Here is a 17,878-nt window from a genome sequence, read left to right on the forward strand (position 1 = left end):
TGTGAGGACGTACTTGGCGCTATGGCCGGGATGATGCGCGGTGCCCCCCACATAAAAGGTGACGTGTTCTGTCGGCTTTAGCGTGAACGATGGATGACATGAGCAACGAGGACATCACCAGGCAGACCACTGAGAACACCGAGCAGGCCGGTCCGAAGGGTCCGCTGGCAGGACGGATCGCCCTCGTGGCGGGCGCTACCCGCGGGGCGGGACGAGCTCAGGCTGTGGAACTGGGGCGGGCCGGCGCGACCGTGTATGTGACCGGCCGAACCACCCGGGCCCGGGCCAGCGAGGTCGGCCGGACGACCGAGACCATCGAGGAGACCGCCGAACTCGTCACCGCAGCGGGCGGCACCGGAATCGCAGTTCCCACCGACCATCTCGACGAAGCCCAGGTCCGCGCCCTCGTCGAGCGGATCGACCGGGAGTACGAGCGGCTCGACATTCTCGTCAACGACCTGTGGGGCGGCGAGCACCTTCTGGCCACCTCGGTGTTCGGGAAGAAGAGCTGGGAGACACCGCTCGCCGACGGCCTGCGGATCCTGGAGCTTGGCGCGCGCTCGCACGTGATCACGGCGGCGCTGCTGCTTCCGCTGCTGATCCGCTCCGACGCGCCGCTGCATGTGGAAGTCACCGACGGTACCGCGCACTCCAACCGCCGCTACCGCGAGAACATCTACTACGACCTGGCGAAGAACGCCCCGATCCGCCTCGCGTTCGGGCTGGCTCAGGAGCTGGCGGAGTACGAGGGCACGGCGGTCGCGGTGTCCCCGGGCTTCCTGCGTTCGGAGCAGATGCTCTCCCACTTCGGTGTGAGTGAGGAGAACTGGCGTGACGCGATCGCCCAAGAGCCGACGTTCGCGATCGCGGAGTCCCCGCACTACCTGGCCCGTACGGTCGCTGCGCTGGCCGCCGACCCAGACCGCGCGAAGCGGTGGAACGGCAAGTCCACCTCCAGCGGGGAACTGGCCAGGGCATACGGGGTGACGGACGTGGACGGCAGCCGGCCGGATGCCTGGGCATACTTCGAGGACGTCACCTACGGCGGCAAGGAAGCCTCCCCTGACGACTACCGCTGATCCTCGGCTTCCCCGGGTCACGCCTCCTGAGGGTCGGCCTGGTAGAAGGCAGCCGGGGCTGCGGCGCGTTCACGGAAGCGGGCGCGCAGAACCACATCACCTGCCACGGCTGACCAACCAGCCCGAGCCGACAGCCGGTTGCCAGGCAAGACGTCTGGCAACCGGCCCCTCCCCCGCAGTGCTCGCCGCGCGCGAGACGTACACCCGACCGGCAGGCGTCCGCTACGCCCCGAGCATGGCCGGCGTCATGGCCGGACCTGTCTGCCCCCGCGGCGGTGCGACCCGTGCAGTAGCGGAGAGCGTGGTGGGGGACCGGATCACGCGAGCGCGGCATGCGATATATGGCGTCGCGCGAAGGTCAATATCTGTGCGCGCGGTTTGAGTTTTCATCGGAGCATGCGGATAGATTCTCTGCCGCAATAAGCAAGGTGGCGTTCTTCACCGCACAGTGGCTGCTGTGGCGTGCTACTGTCGATGTCAGTTGCAGTTGTGGTTCCCGAAATTTCAAGTGCTCCGGTCGGGCTCAGTACCCCTGGAAGCACTTTTACATCTCCGGTCTTTTTCCGGGCGGGGTGATCATTGCGGCGACACGAGGTCCGCGCGGTGCGGATCCCGTACGACTGCCCCGAAGGAGAAATGACATGGCTGCTGGTACCGTGAAGTGGTTCAACGCGGAAAAGGGCTTCGGCTTCATCGAGCAGGACGGTGGCGGCGCTGATGTGTTCGCCCACTACTCGAACATCGCCGCCCAGGGCTTCCGCGAGCTGCTCGAAGGCCAGAAGGTGAACTTCGACATCGCGCAGGGCCAGAAGGGCCCGACGGCCGAGAACATCGTTCCCGCCTGACGCCGACTGTCACGTACTTGTAGCTGGGGCCCGCATCCTTCGGGGTGCGGGCCCCAGCTACATGCGTTTCCCGCAGTGATTTCACCTGCGGACGACGCTCCGGACAGCGTGTGCTTACGGCACACGGATCGTCCTTCGAAGATGCAGCCGCATCCTTCATACCTACAGTGCAGTGGACGCTTCGAATATCGAGCCCACAGCACCCCCAATCATTCCAGCGCACGTGCCGCACAGATTTTCTGTCGGCCAGATCCGCTGGCAAGGCCCACCGGTCCATTCTTGCGATTCTCCGTGCTGTTCATTGCTTCGGAAATTCCTTGATATGTGCCGCATCGAGGAAGGTTCCGTATGAACCGCACACGCACGAACGACCGTTTCGCTCGCACCCGTCATGGCGGTGCCGACTCCGGAAAGGGCGGCAGCCGCTTCGGTTCGCCGGCGCCGCGCCGGCCGGCCGGACCCAGCCGCTCCGGCGGTTACGGCCGCCGGCCCGGCGCCGTTCAGGGGGAGTTCGCCCTCCCCCGGACGATCACCCCCGCGCTTCCCGCTGCGGAGGGCTTCGCCGATCTCGACATGCCCGGGGAACTGCTGGCCGCGCTCGGCCAACAAGGGGTGACCGTGCCGTTCCCGATCCAGGCCGCGACCCTGCCGAACTCCCTCGCCGGCCGCGACATCATGGGCCGCGGGCGCACCGGTTCCGGAAAGACCCTCGCCTTCGGCCTGGCTCTGCTGGCCCGTACGGCCGGCCGGCGGGCCGAGCCTCGGCAGCCGCTGGGGCTGGTCCTCGTACCGACACGTGAGCTGGCGCAGCAGGTCACCGACGCGCTCACCCCGTACGCCCGCTCTGTGAAGCTGCGGCTGGCCACGGTGGTGGGCGGGATGTCGATCGGCAGGCAGGCGTCGGCGCTGCGTGGTGGCGCCGAGGTCGTCGTCGCCACTCCGGGACGTCTCAAGGACCTCATCGACCGCGGCGACTGCCGGTTGAACCAGGTCTCCATCACCGTCCTCGACGAGGCCGACCAGATGGCCGACATGGGCTTCATGCCGCAGGTCACCGCCCTGCTCGACCAGGTCCGCCCCGAAGGTCAGCGCATGCTGTTCTCCGCCACCCTCGACCGCAACGTCGACCTGCTCGTACGCCGCTACCTCAGCGACCCCGTCGTGCACTCCGTCGACCCCTCGGCCGGCGCCGTCACCACGATGGAGCACCACGTACTCCATGTCCACGGCGCCGACAAGCACGCGGCCACCACCGAGATCGCCGCACGCGACGGCCGCGTGATCATGTTCCTCGACACCAAGCACGCCGTCGACAGACTGACCCGGGACCTGCTCAACAGCGGGGTACGGGCCGCCGCCCTGCACGGCGGCAAGTCCCAGCCGCAGCGCACCCGCACCTTGGCGCAGTTCAAGACCGGACACGTCACCGTCCTGGTGGCGACCAACGTCGCGGCACGCGGAATCCACGTCGACAACCTCGACCTCGTCGTCAACGTCGACCCGCCGACCGACCACAAGGACTACCTCCACCGGGGCGGCCGCACGGCCCGCGCCGGCGAGTCCGGCAGCGTCGTCACGCTCGTCACCCCGAACCAGCGCCGCGGCATGGTCCGTCTCATGTCGGAAGCCGGGATCCGGCCGCAGACCACCCAGGTCAGCCCGGGCGACGAGGCCCTCAGCCGGATCACCGGAGCCCAGGCCCCGACCGGCATCCCGGTCGTCATCACCGCCCCGGCGACCGAACGCCCCAAGAAGCGCGGCGCCACCTCACGCGGCCGACGCCGCCCCGCCTCGGCGACCCGGCGTACCCCCGCACTCAAGTCCACGGCTGGCGCGGCCGCCTAGGACCGTCCTGATCAGGAACCCCGCCCGTCTGCGCAGGAGGCACCCCTTGACGCCAGGACAGTTGCAGGATCGCTCCGTAGGCGCTCTCCCGTTGCGCGGCACGGTGGCCGACGTCATGGACGCCGCCGGGCCACAGGTCTGGTACGACATGACCGTCGAGGTGGCGCTGTCCGTGATGGCCGCCGCCCGTGCCGAGCATCTGGTCGTCTGCGACGAGGATGCCCGGTGCGTCGGCCTGGTCACCCAGGCCCGGCTCACCGCCGTCCGGGACAGCTCCCGCTACACCGACCGGCTCCGCCTCGGTGACATCACCGACGACAGCGAGCCCTTCGTCTCACCGTCGGCCACGAGGGAGGAAGCCGAGGACGCGGTGCCCTTCGGACGGCTCGGGCTGGTGCCCGTGGTCGACGAACACGGCAGTGCCCTGGGCGTCCTCGCTCTCTCCCGCTGAACCGCCAGACGGCGGCCGGCCCCGTAACTCTCCTGCCTGTGAGGCATCATGCGCTGTGTCATTGCCCGCTTCCCGTTCGACCTGACCAAGAGCGGCGTGCTGGAATCGATGAAGGGCGTCAAACCCGAACCGGTCACCGGCGAGTCCGTGATCATCGGACGACGCCACTACCCCGCCAAGCAGGTCGGCCAGGTCATCACCCGCCAGGACCGCCGCGACTTCAGCACCGGCGAAATCCTAAGGGCCATGGCCCAGCTGGGCTTCACCTGCCGCACCCTTCCCGAGGCCGCCCCCGCGCGCAGCGACAGTCCGTTGCAGCGGGCTTCCGCCATGCTCGGCGCCCCCCACCTGTCCGTCTGACCGACACGACAAACGCGCCGACACCAGAACAGTGTGAGGGCCCGACCGGCACGCCGGCCGGGCCCTCACCACATGCCGCATTCCCCGATCGATGCGCAAGTGAGGCGGCAGCGCCGCGACGCCGTACTGAATCCTGCTGCTGGGGTCAGTAGACAGCGAGGGAGATGGCAAAGCACTGCCTGTGTCGGCGGCCTGCCGCCGCTGGGACAGTGAAAGCCGTTCAGGCCGGCCGACGAGGTCGCCTCGGCCGCCTTCAGCGAGCCAGTCCTTCGCCACCTGCTCTTCACCCGGCAACGCGCCGGGCAAGAGGCGGGCGACTCCTCCCTCGGTGTTCTCGTGAACAGCCGGCAGCCGCGCCAGGCGGCAGAACGCGGCGCGGCCTCTTCGCCCTGCGTGGCCCCGGCCTCGCCGCAGAGACCGCAACGGCGCCTCCGGGGTTCGTACGGCTGGTTCCGTTCCATGGCCCACGGCTCAGGAAAATGCGTGTGAGGACGGTACGGGTTGTCTGCGTTCGGGCACGTCAGCCTTCCGGCATCTCGGCCCACATACGGGCGGCCATTGCCTCGGCCTCGGCCTGCGGTGTTCCAGCCCGCACCAAGATGATCCCGCGAGACCGGTCCGGAAACGTGACCTCCCGCATTGCCGTTCCCAACGGGCCCGTCAATTCGTCCGACATGGCGCCTCCCTTCGGCGGCTACCGCCCACGCTAAAGGGATGTCGCCCAGAAGACGAGGACCCTCGGCCAGACGGAGGACAGCCCTGGGTCGCGGACAGCACGGGATTACCTGCGCTCTGACGGACTCCTGCAGCACGGTCTTGGAAAGGAGGTCCCGCCAGCCCTTCTGTTCAGGGAACTCACCATGGACAGCGCTTTACCTCTGGCGTTGGCCGTATGGTCGGCCCATACGCGAGGAAGTCTGTCGCCGTCATGACGCCACACGGGCGACGACGCAGGGCGGGACGGACGGTGGCGCCGCGGGGGCGGGGCGGCGAGCCAGTCGTGGGTGGCGCCCCAGACGGCTTGCGTCCGCACCAGAGTGCCGGGGACGTCGATCACGTTCATACCGGCACACATGAGATGGCTCGTTCGAAGCATGTGCCGCCTTGGTCATGCCACGCGTGTAGCTGTGGTCGGGGTCGCGCGGCGCCGTGGTCGGCCTCATGGTCGGGCTTGAGTTGGCCCGGACTGCGACAGTCCAGCCCGTTCCTGAGCGCCACAGGCCGGTGGTCAATCGGGTCACTCCTCGCGGCGGAACGGTACAACTGCCCCCGTACACCCCCGACGTCGAGCACCTACCGCGGCAGCCTGGATCAGGTGGATGACACGCTGGTGGAACCCGGACGGGTGGTGGAAGTCGGAACCGATGTCCCTGTGACACCTGCGCCGCCGCCCTCGCCGGCCAGGTGCGCCGTCACACCGCCGAACACGAATACACCTTCGCCGGTCCTGTCGCCATCGACGTGCGCCCCGCGCTCCGCGCCCGACGACACTGCCGTCCGGTTCCGCGTCCACAGCCGCATCGCTCCGGCAAGAAGACGGGAGTCCTAGCCAGGACCGGGCCCAGCACATCGGTGCGGACAGTTGCCTCTTCTCGTTGCGGCAAGGGCTTCCCGTCTTGGCAGGCGAGCCCTCACAGGACCGGCCGGCAGATGCGGCCTCAGCCCTCGGCCTTGTCCACCAGGCCGGCCGGGCGCCTCTGCAGTTCCTCGTTGATACGCCGCGCTTCTTGGAGCTGGTCTTCCAGGATGACGATGCGGCAGGCCGCCTCGACGGGAGTGCCCTGGTCGACGAGTTCGCGGGCGCGGGCCGCGATGCGCAACTGGTAGCGGGAGTAGCGGCGGTGGCCGCCCTCCGAGCGGAGCGGCGTGATCAGCCGGGCTTCTCCGACGGCCCGCAGGAAAGCGGGGGTCGTACCGAGCATCTCGGCCGCCCGCCCCATGGTGTAGGCGGGGTAATCGTCGTCGTCGAGACGGCCGTACGAATCGTCTGCTGTCATCTGCACCTCTCTGCGGAACGCATGGAGGGGCCCTGGTGCCATGCGGCACCAGGGCCCCGAAGGAACTCCTACACCATCTGCCGGCCCTGATACTGCACCGGCCTTCTGTGTCCGCGGACCCGACCTGCCTGCTGCCGGGGGCGCGGGGATCGCGGTTTCTTGACCGGAGACCACCTCACTATCGATGTCCTGCGGTACCCGGGCCCAAAACTGCGCCCGGGCGATCCTGATGGCGCTTGGTTCCTCCGTTCTTTCCTCTGGTACTGCTCTACTGCTGGTGACACGAACCTCTCAGTGACCTGTGACAGCGCCACTGTCCGACAGTCGGCCCCGTTGCCCGTCCTGCGTCTGCTCTGGCTTGGAACCACCACTGCCGAACCTCCCGGCGCGCGCGTCCGCAGCCGACGCCTTCACCGAGGTACCGCTCACTGACTTCGCTGCTGGGTACTGCACTGCGGTGGCGGCCCCTGACCACTGCGGGCCGCCCGGTCCGGTCGTCAGTCCCGTCGCCGTCCTGCACCATCCTGGCTTCGACACTCCACCACCGCACCGTCCTGCAACTGCGGGTACTGCTGCCCGGCAGTTCGTCTCTGCCGGGCCCTGCGGTCCTTCTGGGTTACAGGAGAAACATAACCACACTGCTGCCCAATGTCTACTCCAGCCGATGCAGATTTCCATGTGTCCGGCGGAGAGGTAATCACTCTCGAACAGTGATGGGTGCTGGGGTGAGCCGGGCCTACGGGCCGCAGCCGGGACCCAAGCCCCGGGCAGACGGGATCAGACGTCGCCGTTCCAGTGATGGATACGGTGAGCGTCAAGCCGCGACCCTCCGACGGGCCGGTCGCCTTCTGCCCGGCCCTGGGTGCTGCGGTAGAGCAGGTTGCAGCTGCCGGTGCAGCCCTGCTCCTGGACCTCGCGAAACAGCTGCTTCACGGGGGCGCAGGGCTTCAGGATCGCGGGTGCGCGGGTAGCGCTTGACGGTGTTGAGGGACAGGTTCAGGCGGCGGGCGCATTCGAGCAGGCCGACGCCCTTGCCGAGGAGGTCGTGGAGCTGATGCCAGCGTTCGCGGGTGGTCTGCTCGTGGACGCCGGCCGGGCGGGGCGTGTTCGCTGTGGCCCAGCAGGCGCTGTGGGAGCGAACCTCGGACAGGGCCTTGTCGCAAAGGTCCTTCCACAGGCGCCAGCGGTCGCTGACCGGGTCATTCTGCGGACCCCATGGTGCCGAACGAACCGCATCTCGGCTCAGGCGTCCGAGTGCCCTCTCGCACCCACTGAAACGAAGGCAGCCCACCCGCCGGCCGGACACACGAGCACCGGCCTTCGGGAAACCCAACTGCCCCGCACGAGCTTGCCGCGCCCGCCGCAGGAGAACAAAAGCGCAGGTCAGAACCCCTTGCCAGCAGGCTCCAGAATCGCCACGTACTCCACGTGGTGCGTCATCGGAAAGATGTCGGCCTGAGGCAGCCGCAGAAAAGGCCAGGTCAGAGGCGTTTCTCGGCTCGCTGTGCAGCTTGAAAGCGGCCAGAGCGTCAGACGAGCGTCATCACGCCCTCAGGCACGCCCGCCTGCCCTGGGTCGGCTACTGGGCCGCCCGAGGAGGACGAACTCACATCGCCGGAAACAGACTCGCCAGTAGTCCGCTTCCTTGGGGAGCCAGTGACCAGCGTTCCCGGTCTGCCTCGAAGCCGTGGTCCGCCTCCTCAGCCGGAGCCGACTCGATAGCCCGCTCCTGTGGCGTCCGCAGCGGCAGAACCGCCCAGCAGCGCTTCCCGCGGGAAGTGGTCTCGACTCCCCGTATCAGACTGAGGTCCTCGATCAGGGCGAGTCCCCGCCCGCACTCGTCGTCCGCCTCCGTCTGCCGAGGCCGCGGCAGCTCCCGGCTGTCATCGAGGACCGCGACGACGACCATGTCGTGCACCAGCGTCAACTCGACGGTCATGGGCCCGCCCGCGTGCCGCAGCCCGTTGGTGAGGAGCTCGGAGGTCACGAGTTCCGCGCTGAAGCGGAGCTCTTCCTCGACCGGCCCTCCCCACCAGCTCAGCGCGGTGGAGACGCGGTGGCGGGCGCGGTGAACCGCGGCCCCGGTCGCTTCGACGGTGAAGCTGATGCAGGTGTGAGGCATGATGTCGCTCCTCGATGGCGGTGCGCTTCAGGCTTCCGCAGTCGCCTCTGCGGACCAACACGCAGGTCCGAGATTTCCACGGCGGTCACCCGGGAACAACCGGCCAGGCCATACCAGAGGCTCCGGCTCATCCATAACCCTCGGGCTACTGGTCGACCGAAGGCGTCAGGCCGTCCCGGATTCCCCACCGCCTTCCTCCTGGCGCATAATGGAACTCTGTTCGCCCGGAGCGAGGTGCCCCCGTGGAACTTGAGCTGCGCCACTTGCGCGTGCTGTGTGCGATAGCCGACGCGGGGGGCGTCGGCCGGGCTGCTGCGGCGCTCGGATACACCCAGCCGGCGATGAGTACCCAACTGCGCCGCATCGAGGGACTGCTCGGCGAGGGGGTCTTCCTGCGCAGCAGCGCGGGCGTGGAGCTCACCGCCTACGGCGCCCAGGTCGTCGGCCGGGCCCGGGAGATCCTGGCGCTCTCCGACAATCTCGCACGGCTGCGGCCTCCCCGCTCGTCCGGGGCGACACGTCGGCTTCGCCTCGGGGCCATCAACACACCGGTGGTACCCACCTTGCTCGACGTCCTCCGTGAAGCCTGCCCCGATCTGACCGTCTCGGTCAGCAGTGTGTACGCGACCGGAGAACTCATCGATCTCCTAGAGGCCGGCGAGCTCGACGTCGCCCTGGGTTGCGACTACCCAGGGCTGCCTCTTCGACACTCTCCGAAGCTGGACCACCGAGCTATCAGAACCGTCCCGGTGTTCGTGGCCACCCCTGCCGATCACCCACTGGCGCACCGGCTGGAGGTGTCCTTGGCCGACCTGTCGGAGGACGCGTGGTTCGTCTCCGCGGACGACGGGGTGGGCTGGCCCGGCGCCTTCTACGACGCTTGTGGGGCCGCGGGATTCAGGCCCGCCGTCACCCACGAGTTCCACATGCTCGACCAACTGCAGTCGATGATCGCCAAGGGTCTGGGGGTGGCCGCCGTCCAGCCCACCATGCGCCCGGTGGGCGGAGTACTGGTTAAACCCCTCGCGGGGGATCCGCTGTGGCAGCGGCATCTGCTCGTCTGGCGGCGGGATTCGGTCGAGGCGTCGGCCGTCGAGGTGGTGCACCATCATGCCGTACGCGCCCACTGGCAACTGCTGTCGCAGGCTCCGCACTTCCAGAAATGGGTGACGCGCGCATACGCACCCGCCCGTCCCGCGAACGGAGCCGGAAAGGCGATCCCCGGGACGGTCTGATCGGCCGACGTGTGGGGAAGGACGCCGACCGCGCGTGCGGCGGTCGGCGTCCTCCTGATGTGCACCGGGGCGGTACGCTCGCGGTCCGCCCGGGGTTGCCTAGCCGGCCAGCAGCGTGACTCCGCGGTCCGCCAGTGCTCGGCTGATCGGTTCGTGGATCATGCCGCATCCGCTGTTCGGCCCCCGCTGAGGATGCCGTGGGCCGTTGAGCCGTCGTAGACGCCGCTGCCGCTGTCACCGGGAGCGTCGCATGCGGTGGACCAGGTCATGCCGGTCAGGGTGCGGCCTGGGTAGGACACCGTTGCGTTGGTCTCGGTGATCTGCCCGCAGGTGTAGCCGGTCGTGGAGCCCTGCTTGCACACGTACTGGCCGACGTAGTCGTAGTCCCAGTTGGTGATGCGGGTCGAGGGGTAGACCCAGCCGCGCGGCTGCCAGAAGCCGGGGTCGTCGACCCTGACGATCGCGGAGTCGCCGTAGTAGCCGAAGGTGTAGTCGGCGACGTGACCGACCCCCTGGTAGCCGTAGCTGTAGGTGGGGACCTCCCAGTACGAGCTGTCCTCCGCACAGTGGCCGGCGGTCATCATGTAGTAGCTGCTGCCGCTGTACGCCATGAAGGCGCTGGAGCAGCGGACGTTCGTGCCGTAGATGGCCAGGCCCGAGCGCAGCGGGGGGTCGCACGAGTACTGGCCGCCGCAGTAGAAGGGTTCGGAGGCATGCGCGTAGGTGCTGACCTCGAGGCCATCGCCGAGGGTCCGCTTCGCCCACTCCACGACTGCGTGCTGGGCGGGGGTGAGGGTCTTGCCCCGTGGCAGGTCCAGACGAACCTTGTTGTCCTGCACCACCACCGCGGACTGCAGGCCGTGGGCGGCGCCCTTGTTCGCTGCGGCGATACGGTGGGCCAGTCCTGCGGACATGCGGTCGAGTTGCCGCAGGCTGCGGTCGACGACGACGGTGGTCGTGTCGGGTGCCTGAGCCTGCGCGGACCGGGCCTCGACGAGGGCCGTGGCCGTCGACCGGGTGACGGCGACGGTCAGCCTGCCGCCGTGCTTCTGGTCGATCCAGGCTCCTGCGAAGCGGGAACCCAGGCGCTCACGCAGCGCTGTTGCGACGCCGGTGAGCCGCTCCTGCCGCAGTACGCGCCGCTGTGCCTCCTGGGTGGAGATGTGCTGGTCCGCTGCGAGTTGGCCGGCCGCGGCCTGTTGCGAGGCGCTGAGCCGTGACGTGCCCTGGTCACCGCTGCCGACGGCGGGTGTGGCGAGTGCGCAGGTGAGACCGACGGACATGATGAGGGACCACATGGCGCGGCGTCGCCTGCGTGCGGGTAATGACTTCACGCTCTGCCTCCTGGGAGGTAGGGATGCCCGTGTGCGGGCGGGCGATGTGTTCTCGGTCCGGGGCGACGGAGGTCTCCCCCCTGCCGCCGCCCCGGACGCCGCCCGGGGCGGGGAGAGCCGCCCCGGGCCGTCGTGAGGGTCGTGCCTTGGTGCGGAGCCGTGGGTCAGTAGGCGGAACTCACGGTGACGCCGCTGAAGCTGCTGACGGCGTGCAGGCTGATGTAGTTGGCGCCGGCCGGCGGGTTGGTGATGGTCAGGGTGTGGTTGTTGCCGGCTCCCGTGGCCCGCTGCGTGTAGCTCGTGGTGCCGGGCCAGCCGCTGGTGCTGTAGTACAGGTCCGCGTCGCCCGTCCCGCCGGAGGTGGTGATCTTCAGCTGGGTGGTGCCGGCCGGGACGTAGAGGTACAGGTAGGCGTAGTTGCCGGTGGTGGCGGACTGGTTGCCGCGTTGGCAGTTCTGGCCCAGTTCCCGAGTGTCGGTCCCGGTGCATTCGGTGCCGCCGCCTCCGCCGCTGCCGACGGTGACCGTCCTCGTGGCGGTGGCGGTGGCTCCCTTGTCGTCGGTGACGGTCAGCTTGACCGTGTAGGACCCGGCCGACCCGTACGTCTTGACGGGGTTGGTGGCCGTGGAGGTGGAGCCGTCGCCGAAGCTCCAGGAGCGGGAGGCGATGGTGCCGTCGGCGTCGGTGGACTGGTCGGTGAAGGTGACGTTCAGGCCCTGGACGGCGGTGGTGAACGCGGCGGTGGGCGCCTGGTTCCCGGGCGGGTTGGTGCCCCCGCCACCGCAGTTGCCGGCCGCGCAGGCCGCCAGCCAGGTGTACCAGTCGTTGTCGTAGCGGGTGCCGATGGTGCCGGTCAGGTAGCTGCGGGCGGCGTTCCAGTTTCCCGCGCGGTAGTAGCTGAGGACGGTGTCCATGTCGGCGCGGTGGTTCTCGAGCATGTACCGCACGGCGAGGTAGCCCCAGCGGTAGATGCGCGTGGTGTCGTGGCTGTACGTGGTGTCGAACAGGGTGCTCAGCGCGTACGTGCGACGCCCCGCCTCGGTCGTGGCCTCGGTGTAGGGGACGCCGCGGTAGGAGTAGGAGACGTACTCGGCGAAGCCTTCGACCCACCAGATGGTCGGGGTGGTGATGTTGGCGTTGAAGTCGCCGTACATGTCGAAGCGGCCGTCGAGGTAGTGGGTGTACTCGTGGTTGAGGTTCCAGATCTGGAAGTCCGGACGCAGCCACTCGGCCTCGTAGGCGATGAAGCGCGGCTGGTTGCCGGCCGCCGACGGATTCCCCTCCAGGTACATGCCGCCGTTGTTGGTGTCGATCCCGTACATCGCGCCGGCGTAGGTCTGGTAGTCGGTGCTGGAGTCGAAGACCACGACCTCGATGGTGCTGTTGTTGTCGTTCGCGACGGGGCCGTTGTCACGGACCACGTTGTGGAAGTAGGCGTCCTGGTTGCGCAGGCTGCTGCAGCTGGAGGACAGCTCGCCCGAGGTCATCTGCTGCGCCTTGATGGTGATGCTGGAGCTGCATGGGTAGGTCACCGTCAGGACGGAGCGGGCCAGTTGTGCCTGGAGGTCGCAGGTGCCGTAGTAGGAGCAGTTGGCCTTGTCGTAGTAGTCGGTCATCTCGGCGACACCGACCCACAGCGGGGCCGTCCGGCCCTTGATGGAGCTGGAGTTGAGCAGGCCGCCGGCCAGAGGGCTGACCTTGGAGCGCAGTGCGGAATGCTGCAGGAACCGGCCGAGTTCACGTCCCGCGTTCGACGTGAGGTAGGACTGGTCCGTTCCCAGCAGCGCGAGGTGGCCGCTCGCGAAGTTGTAGAGCGCGTCGATCAGGCCGGGGTCAGACTGCACGGCACTCACGAACGCGGGCACCTGGTGACCGCGGAAGGTCACCGTGTACACGTTGTTGACCGCGTTGAGCATCCACCACGACGAGTTCCAGGTGGAGTCGTAGTCCGCCAGCAGTCGCTTGACGACGTGGATGTAGCGGGCGTTCTCCTCGGCGCTGTCGATGAGCGTGACGGCCTCGGCGAGCGTCTCGCCGTTGGCGTCGTTGACGTCGCGGGAGTGCGGGCTGGCGAAGAAGGCGTCGAGCCCGGCGCGTATCGCGGTCTGCAGGCTGCTGCCGTAGGTGCCCACCGTGCCGGCGTTGTAGTAGTGCACGTAGTAGCCGGCGCGCAGGTAGAGCACGAGCTGCGGCATACCGGTGGAGGCGTTGCCCGGGTAGGACGTCGAGCCGTCGCGCAGGGCGTAGGCGACCGAGGTCATCTGCGACTCACGGAAGGCGTAGTAGGCGTCGTTCCCGGTCAGGTTGAACAGGGTGTTGACGCAGTCGGTCGTGGACGCCTTGATCTGCTGGACCAGCGCGCCGCCGCTCCGGCTGGTGAAGTCGGAGACGTTGCACGCGGCGGCACGCGCACGGGAGTTGCCGGTCTTGCCGGCGACCGCCTTGTCCGTCGACTTCGAGGGACGGACCGGCGCCTTCGCGGTCTTGCCGTACACCTCCTTGAGCGCGTCCTTACTCGCGGCCACGGGCGGAAGCTCGGACGCCTTCGTGCGTCCCTGCGCGACGTGCTCCGTCTCGGCGGTGGGGGACTGCGCGACGGGCGGGGGTCCCGCGTGCTCCGGGTCGTCCGCCGCGACGTGCACGACGGACCCGGTGTTCCCGGCTGCGCCGGCCGGCTGCGACAGCAGGCCCACGCTCATGGCGACGGTCAGGGCCAGCGGCAGCGCCGCCCCCAGACCTCGCCGTACCAGTGACTTTCTCACAGCGCCTCCCATGAGGGATCCGGCCGTGCGGAGCACGGCCGACTGAAGGGGGAGAGGACGTGGGAAACGGAGTACCGCACTGCCACCTGACGGAAGACGAACGACCTCCCGACTTGGCATGGCCACGCCCTGCAACACGGAACATGGCACAGGTGACATTGCACAGGGAATGGCATCGAGGAGTGAGACCGTGGGCGGGACCCGCGCAAGCGGGTCCGCAGGACCACCGGAGACGAGGCGGAACGGCTGCTGAGAGGGGGTGCCGACCCCTGGCGGCCCTCTCGCCGAACGGGGCATAGCAGTTCCACCGTGTCAGTCATAAGACTTCGTTCCGGAAGTGCCGTCGGGCTCCGAAGGAAGCGACGCCTGCGCATACTTGGCCGACGCACTCTCCACCCAGGGGTACGAAAATTCCTGTTCGTCTCGATCTTGCGAGGACGAGCCTCATGAGACCTATTCGTGCGCACATCCGTGCGTCCGTCATCACACCCACGGTGATCGCCACGGCACTGGCAGCCGGTCTGCTGCTTTACCCGACGGACGACCAGGAGGGCACCACCATCAAGGTCGGGACGACGGAACCGCCGACGTCACTCGACCCGGCCGGCGGCTACGACTCCGGCTCGACCACTCTGTACAGCAATGTCTTCCAGACACTGCTGACCCTGGAGCCCGGAGTGGCGGAGCCCGTTCCCGACGCAGCCGAAAGCTGCTCCTTCACCGATTCCGGCCTACGCACCTATCGATGCCGGCTGCGGGATGACATCACCTTCTCCAGCGGACGCAGAATGACAGCCAAGGACGTCCGGTTCTCGTTCGAACGGGTCAAGAAGATAGATTCCGACGTGGGGCCGTCGTCCCTCCTGAACACCATCGAGTCGATGGACGCCCGCGACCGGACCGTCACTTTCCGACTGACCGCACCGGACGCCACGTTCCCCTTCAAGCTGACGACCGGGGCGGGCTCGATCGTCGACTCGACCACGTACCCGGCGGACTCCCTGCGCTCGGACGGCCGGATCGACGGGACCGGACCGTACGGCGTCGTCTCCTACGCGAAGGGCGAGAAGATCTCCCTCTCGCCCAACCCTCGGTACAAGGGCGCCGCCGAGAACACCGGCCGGCCGATCGAACTCCACTTCTACGACACCCCCGACTCACTCGCCCGGGCCTGGATATCCCACCGCATCGATGTCGCCCTCAGACAGCTTCCCCCCGAAATGCTCGCCGATCTGAACCCGAGCGATCCGGGGCTTCGCGTGACGGAGGCGCAGAGCGCGGAGACTCGAAACCTGTACCTCAACAACCGCCGCGGCAAGCCGTTTCACGACAGACGCGCACGGCAGGCGGCGGCCTGGCTGATAGACAGGGACCGGATTTCCTACGACGTCTACGACGGAACCGTGGACCCGCTCTACTCCCTCATCCCGACGAGCATCACGGGCCACACCACCTCCTTCTTCGACAACTACCCTCACAAGGACGCCGAAAAGGCACGCCGCCTCCTCGTCGAGGCCGGTGAGGAAATCCCGCTGTCTTTCACCTACGGTTACGCGGCGGGACGCGGATCAGCCCACGAGGAGGCTGCGGAGGTGAAAAAGCAACTAGAGGCCGACGGGCTGTTCAAGGTGACCCTCAGAGGATATGAATGGGACGAATTCCAGAAGAGCTGGGCCGAGGGAGAGCTCGACGCCTACGCCGTCGGCTGGGTCGCCGACTACCCCGATCCCGACACCTTCGGCGGTCCTCTCGTCGGCACGGACGGCACCATGGCGACGGGGTACGGCAGCAAGGCCGCCGACCGGCTGATCACGAGCAGTCAGCGCTTCGCCGACCGGAGCGACGCCGAAGCCGACCTCGAAGCCCTTCAGCGGATCGTCGCCCGCGACGTGCCCGTCGTCCCGCTGTGGCAGGCCAAGGACTTCGTGGTGTCCGGGGAGGACGTGGGCGGCGGCCAGTACGCGGTGGACGGCACCGGGCTTCTGCGCCTGTGGCGACTGACCTGGATCTGACGGCTCGGACCTGACCCGACCGGACGGGGACGTGCGGCTGTTCGCCGGGGTGCCGGGACCGCTCCGGCCGCGGCGCCGAGGATTCCGACCGGTCTGCCACCGTATGCGCTCCGCGAACACCACCACAGGCCCTCTCAGTGCCCGGCGATGAGTTTGACAGCGACCACGCCAAGACCGATCACGGCGTTGAGTACGCCGGCGATCAGGGCTCCCAGACGCCCGGCGCCGACACGCAGCCCGCCCACGAAGCCCCACCGGGCCGGCGCCGCCACCTCACTGACCACCGAGACCCACAACGCCGTGTCCAGGGCGAGAACCCCCAGGGCGGACAGGGCGATCAGCAGCGCCGGTCCCAGTGCGCTGCTGAGGAGAGGGCTGCTGGTGAGCAGCGCGTGACGGGCCTCGGGTCCGTCGGGCCGGCGCCCGTGCGGCGGGACGGTACTGGCGCTGGCGCCGTTGAACCGCAGGAAGACGCGCATGGCGAACCAGGCGGTGCGCTTGTTGCCGTCGATCAGCGCGTGATTGCGGGCGACGGAGTGCAGTAGTGCCGCGGCTTCTCGTGCAGGGTGGGATACAGCTCGGCTCCGAAGACGTTCGTCCGGGGCCGTTCGATCGCCGACACAAGGAGGCCCATGTCACGCACGCTGTGCTCGGCACCGTTGACCGTGCGCACGATGGCCAGGATCTCGTCGATCTGGAGGTAGCGCACGCCGCTCACTTCAGGTAGTCCAGAATCTCCGCATCGCTGTCCATCAGACCGGCCAGAACGTCATCGACCTTCAGCTCGGCCCGGTCCCGGGCATCACGAATGGCCCCGATGGCAAGTTCCTGCTTGCTGCAACCCTCCCCACGAGCCCGCTCCGTAAGCTTCGTGTCCAGGTCGTCGGGAAGCCGGAGTGTCATCGCCATAAGGTCATGATGCCTGCCTGGTATCACGCGCCACCGTCGAGTCTCGTGCCCTAAAAGCGCTGGTGACCCCCAGAGGCCGGGTGACCAATGAGCGCACCACGAACGTCAACGCACTGAACGCGCTGGTTCGGGTCGTGGACGTCGTAATCGATGGGCGTCGGGCACTGACCGGTCGGCCGCCCGGTGGCAAGATCGGATGAGACGAGGCATGAGCCACCAGCGGTCTGCGTCACGCTCCGGTGCGGCTCAAGATCCGGCTCGTTCTGCCGGGGCTTCGCTGTCGACGGGCCTGCGAGCCGCCTGGACGGGGTGCGTCACGGGTGATGTGGCAAGTCGTCATCCGCGAGCAGTCGACGCGTCGCTCCGGCCGCGAAGTCGGACACGGTTGTCAGATCGTCGCCTTGGTCGATTCTGCGGATGCACGCATCGACGACTGCTTGGACCACCGCCACGGTCAGCTCGGGCTGTGGCTGCCCCAGTTCGCGCACGACCCGGGCGAGCGCCTCGTGTAGCGAGATGTGCAGATTCCTCACCCGCTCCCGCGCCGACGGGGAGAGCGAGTCGCGCGAGAGCGCGGCCCGCCAGCCGTGGGTGCCGCGAGCTGCCTGTTCGAGGTTGGCCCTGACGTAGGCGGCAGCCTGGGCGGCGGGTGTGGTCTCGGCCGCGATGGCCTGCTCCACTGCGTCGATCCAGGCGGGGAATTCGCGGGTGACGACGAGTTCGAGCAGGTCGTCGATGGAGTTGAAGTAGCGGTAGATGCTGTTGCGGGCGATCCCGGCTCGCGCGGCAACCGCTCCGGCTGTGAGGGCTTCGGCACCGCCCTCTTCCAGGAGCTCCTCGGCCGCGTCAATCAGCTGCGCGAGCCGCTGCGCCCGGTGCTCCCGGACGCTGCCGGCTTCAATCTTGGGCATTTTCTCCGCTTCACCT

General features: G+C 68.3%; 13 protein-coding genes and 2 pseudogenes. 7 read left to right on the plus strand and 8 right to left on the minus strand.

Annotation, left to right across the window (positions count from 1 at the left end; genetic code table 11):
• Nucleotides 1-98 precede the first annotated feature (98 nt).
• From R2E43_RS08830 to R2E43_RS08850, 5 genes are all read left to right on the plus strand, one after another.
• A complete protein-coding gene (locus R2E43_RS08830) occupies nucleotides 99-1,079 on the plus strand; it encodes an SDR family oxidoreductase (protein ID WP_003973098.1) in 981 nt (326 codons plus the stop codon).
• A gap of 641 nt (nucleotides 1,080-1,720) precedes the next feature.
• Nucleotides 1,721-1,924 carry a cold-shock protein gene (locus R2E43_RS08835; protein WP_003973099.1) on the plus strand — a complete coding sequence of 68 codons (204 nt, stop codon included), beginning with the start codon at nucleotides 1,721-1,723 and terminating at the stop codon, nucleotides 1,922-1,924.
• Between the two features lie 348 nt (nucleotides 1,925-2,272).
• The gene (locus R2E43_RS08840; RefSeq protein ID WP_191850763.1) at nucleotides 2,273-3,769 is read left to right on the plus strand and encodes a DEAD/DEAH box helicase; all 1,497 of its coding nucleotides are present in this window, start codon (nucleotides 2,273-2,275) and stop codon (nucleotides 3,767-3,769) included.
• Nucleotides 3,770-3,815: 46 nt separating this feature from the next.
• Entirely contained in the window at nucleotides 3,816-4,220 is a 405-nt protein-coding gene (locus tag R2E43_RS08845; protein ID WP_011030532.1) for a CBS domain-containing protein, read from the plus strand.
• 48 nt (nucleotides 4,221-4,268) lie between these two features.
• Complete coding sequence (locus R2E43_RS08850) at nucleotides 4,269-4,580, plus strand: SCO5918 family protein (RefSeq protein ID WP_003973102.1); 312 nt, start codon at nucleotides 4,269-4,271, stop codon at nucleotides 4,578-4,580.
• Between the two features lie 520 nt (nucleotides 4,581-5,100).
• On the opposite strand, the gene R2E43_RS08855 is transcribed toward R2E43_RS08850, so the two are convergent.
• From R2E43_RS08855 to R2E43_RS08870, 3 genes are all read right to left on the minus strand, one after another.
• The gene (locus R2E43_RS08855) at nucleotides 5,101-5,256 is read right to left on the minus strand and encodes a hypothetical protein (RefSeq protein WP_166680911.1); all 156 of its coding nucleotides are present in this window, start codon (nucleotides 5,254-5,256) and stop codon (nucleotides 5,101-5,103) included.
• Nucleotides 5,257-6,238: 982 nt separating this feature from the next.
• A complete protein-coding gene (locus tag R2E43_RS08860; protein WP_003973104.1) occupies nucleotides 6,239-6,577 on the minus strand; it encodes a MerR family transcriptional regulator in 339 nt (112 codons plus the stop codon).
• 1,606 nt (nucleotides 6,578-8,183) lie between these two features.
• Nucleotides 8,184-8,699, minus strand: coding sequence for an ATP-binding protein (locus tag R2E43_RS08870; RefSeq protein ID WP_003973107.1), 516 nt, complete (start codon nucleotides 8,697-8,699; stop codon nucleotides 8,184-8,186).
• Nucleotides 8,700-8,941: 242 nt separating this feature from the next.
• Here R2E43_RS08870 and R2E43_RS08875 point away from each other — a divergent pair, with 242 nt between their 5' ends.
• The gene (locus R2E43_RS08875) at nucleotides 8,942-9,934 is read left to right on the plus strand and encodes a LysR family transcriptional regulator (RefSeq protein ID WP_003973108.1); all 993 of its coding nucleotides are present in this window, start codon (nucleotides 8,942-8,944) and stop codon (nucleotides 9,932-9,934) included.
• A 99-nt stretch (nucleotides 9,935-10,033) separates the two neighbouring features.
• On the opposite strand, the pseudogene R2E43_RS08880 reads toward R2E43_RS08875, so the two are convergent.
• Together R2E43_RS08880 and R2E43_RS08885 are read right to left on the minus strand one after the other, a co-directional pair.
• A pseudogene (locus tag R2E43_RS08880) lies at nucleotides 10,034-11,268 on the minus strand (protease).
• 164 nt (nucleotides 11,269-11,432) lie between these two features.
• Nucleotides 11,433-14,030 carry a collagenase gene (locus tag R2E43_RS08885; protein WP_016327472.1) on the minus strand — a complete coding sequence of 866 codons (2,598 nt, stop codon included), beginning with the start codon at nucleotides 14,028-14,030 and terminating at the stop codon, nucleotides 11,433-11,435.
• Nucleotides 14,031-14,476: 446 nt separating this feature from the next.
• On the opposite strand from R2E43_RS08885, the gene R2E43_RS08890 reads away from it, so the two are divergent.
• Complete coding sequence (locus R2E43_RS08890; protein ID WP_193485501.1) at nucleotides 14,477-16,042, plus strand: ABC transporter substrate-binding protein; 1,566 nt, start codon at nucleotides 14,477-14,479, stop codon at nucleotides 16,040-16,042.
• A 428-nt stretch (nucleotides 16,043-16,470) separates the two neighbouring features.
• On the opposite strand, the pseudogene R2E43_RS08895 reads toward R2E43_RS08890, so the two are convergent.
• From R2E43_RS08895 to R2E43_RS08905, 3 genes and pseudogenes are all read right to left on the minus strand, one after another.
• Nucleotides 16,471-16,760, minus strand: a pseudogene (locus R2E43_RS08895) (type II toxin-antitoxin system death-on-curing family toxin); the annotation flags it as partial.
• Nucleotides 16,757-16,951 (minus strand): hypothetical protein, encoded by a 195-nt coding sequence (locus R2E43_RS08900; protein ID WP_003973114.1) that lies wholly within the window; start codon nucleotides 16,949-16,951, stop codon nucleotides 16,757-16,759. The pseudogene R2E43_RS08895 and the gene R2E43_RS08900, both read right to left, overlap by 4 nt.
• Before the next feature lie 314 nt (nucleotides 16,952-17,265).
• Nucleotides 17,266-17,862: a TetR/AcrR family transcriptional regulator gene (locus tag R2E43_RS08905; protein WP_030864013.1), complete on the minus strand. Its 597-nt coding sequence runs from the start codon at nucleotides 17,860-17,862 to the stop codon at nucleotides 17,266-17,268.
• Between the last annotated feature and the right edge of the window lie 16 nt (nucleotides 17,863-17,878).

Origin of the sequence: Streptomyces violaceoruber, assembly GCF_033406955.1 — a bacterium.
GTDB classification, from domain to species: domain Bacteria; phylum Actinomycetota; class Actinomycetes; order Streptomycetales; family Streptomycetaceae; genus Streptomyces; species Streptomyces violaceoruber.

Coding starts and splice junctions, on each gene's coding strand:
- R2E43_RS08860 (WP_003973104.1), bottom strand. CDS start 6,577: ATGACAGCAGACGATTCGTACGGCCGTCTCGACGACGACGATTACCCC.
- R2E43_RS08835 (WP_003973099.1), top strand. CDS start 1,721: ATGGCTGCTGGTACCGTGAAGTGGTTCAACGCGGAAAAGGGCTTCGGC.
- R2E43_RS08900 (WP_003973114.1), bottom strand. CDS start 16,951: ATGGCGATGACACTCCGGCTTCCCGACGACCTGGACACGAAGCTTACG.
- R2E43_RS08850 (WP_003973102.1), top strand. CDS start 4,269: ATGCGCTGTGTCATTGCCCGCTTCCCGTTCGACCTGACCAAGAGCGGC.
- R2E43_RS08840 (WP_191850763.1), top strand. CDS start 2,273: ATGAACCGCACACGCACGAACGACCGTTTCGCTCGCACCCGTCATGGC.
- R2E43_RS08890 (WP_193485501.1), top strand. CDS start 14,477: ATGAGACCTATTCGTGCGCACATCCGTGCGTCCGTCATCACACCCACG.
- R2E43_RS08830 (WP_003973098.1), top strand. CDS start 99: ATGAGCAACGAGGACATCACCAGGCAGACCACTGAGAACACCGAGCAG.
- R2E43_RS08905 (WP_030864013.1), bottom strand. CDS start 17,862: ATGCCCAAGATTGAAGCCGGCAGCGTCCGGGAGCACCGGGCGCAGCGG.
- R2E43_RS08855 (WP_166680911.1), bottom strand. CDS start 5,256: ATGTCGGACGAATTGACGGGCCCGTTGGGAACGGCAATGCGGGAGGTC.
- R2E43_RS08870 (WP_003973107.1), bottom strand. CDS start 8,699: ATGCCTCACACCTGCATCAGCTTCACCGTCGAAGCGACCGGGGCCGCG.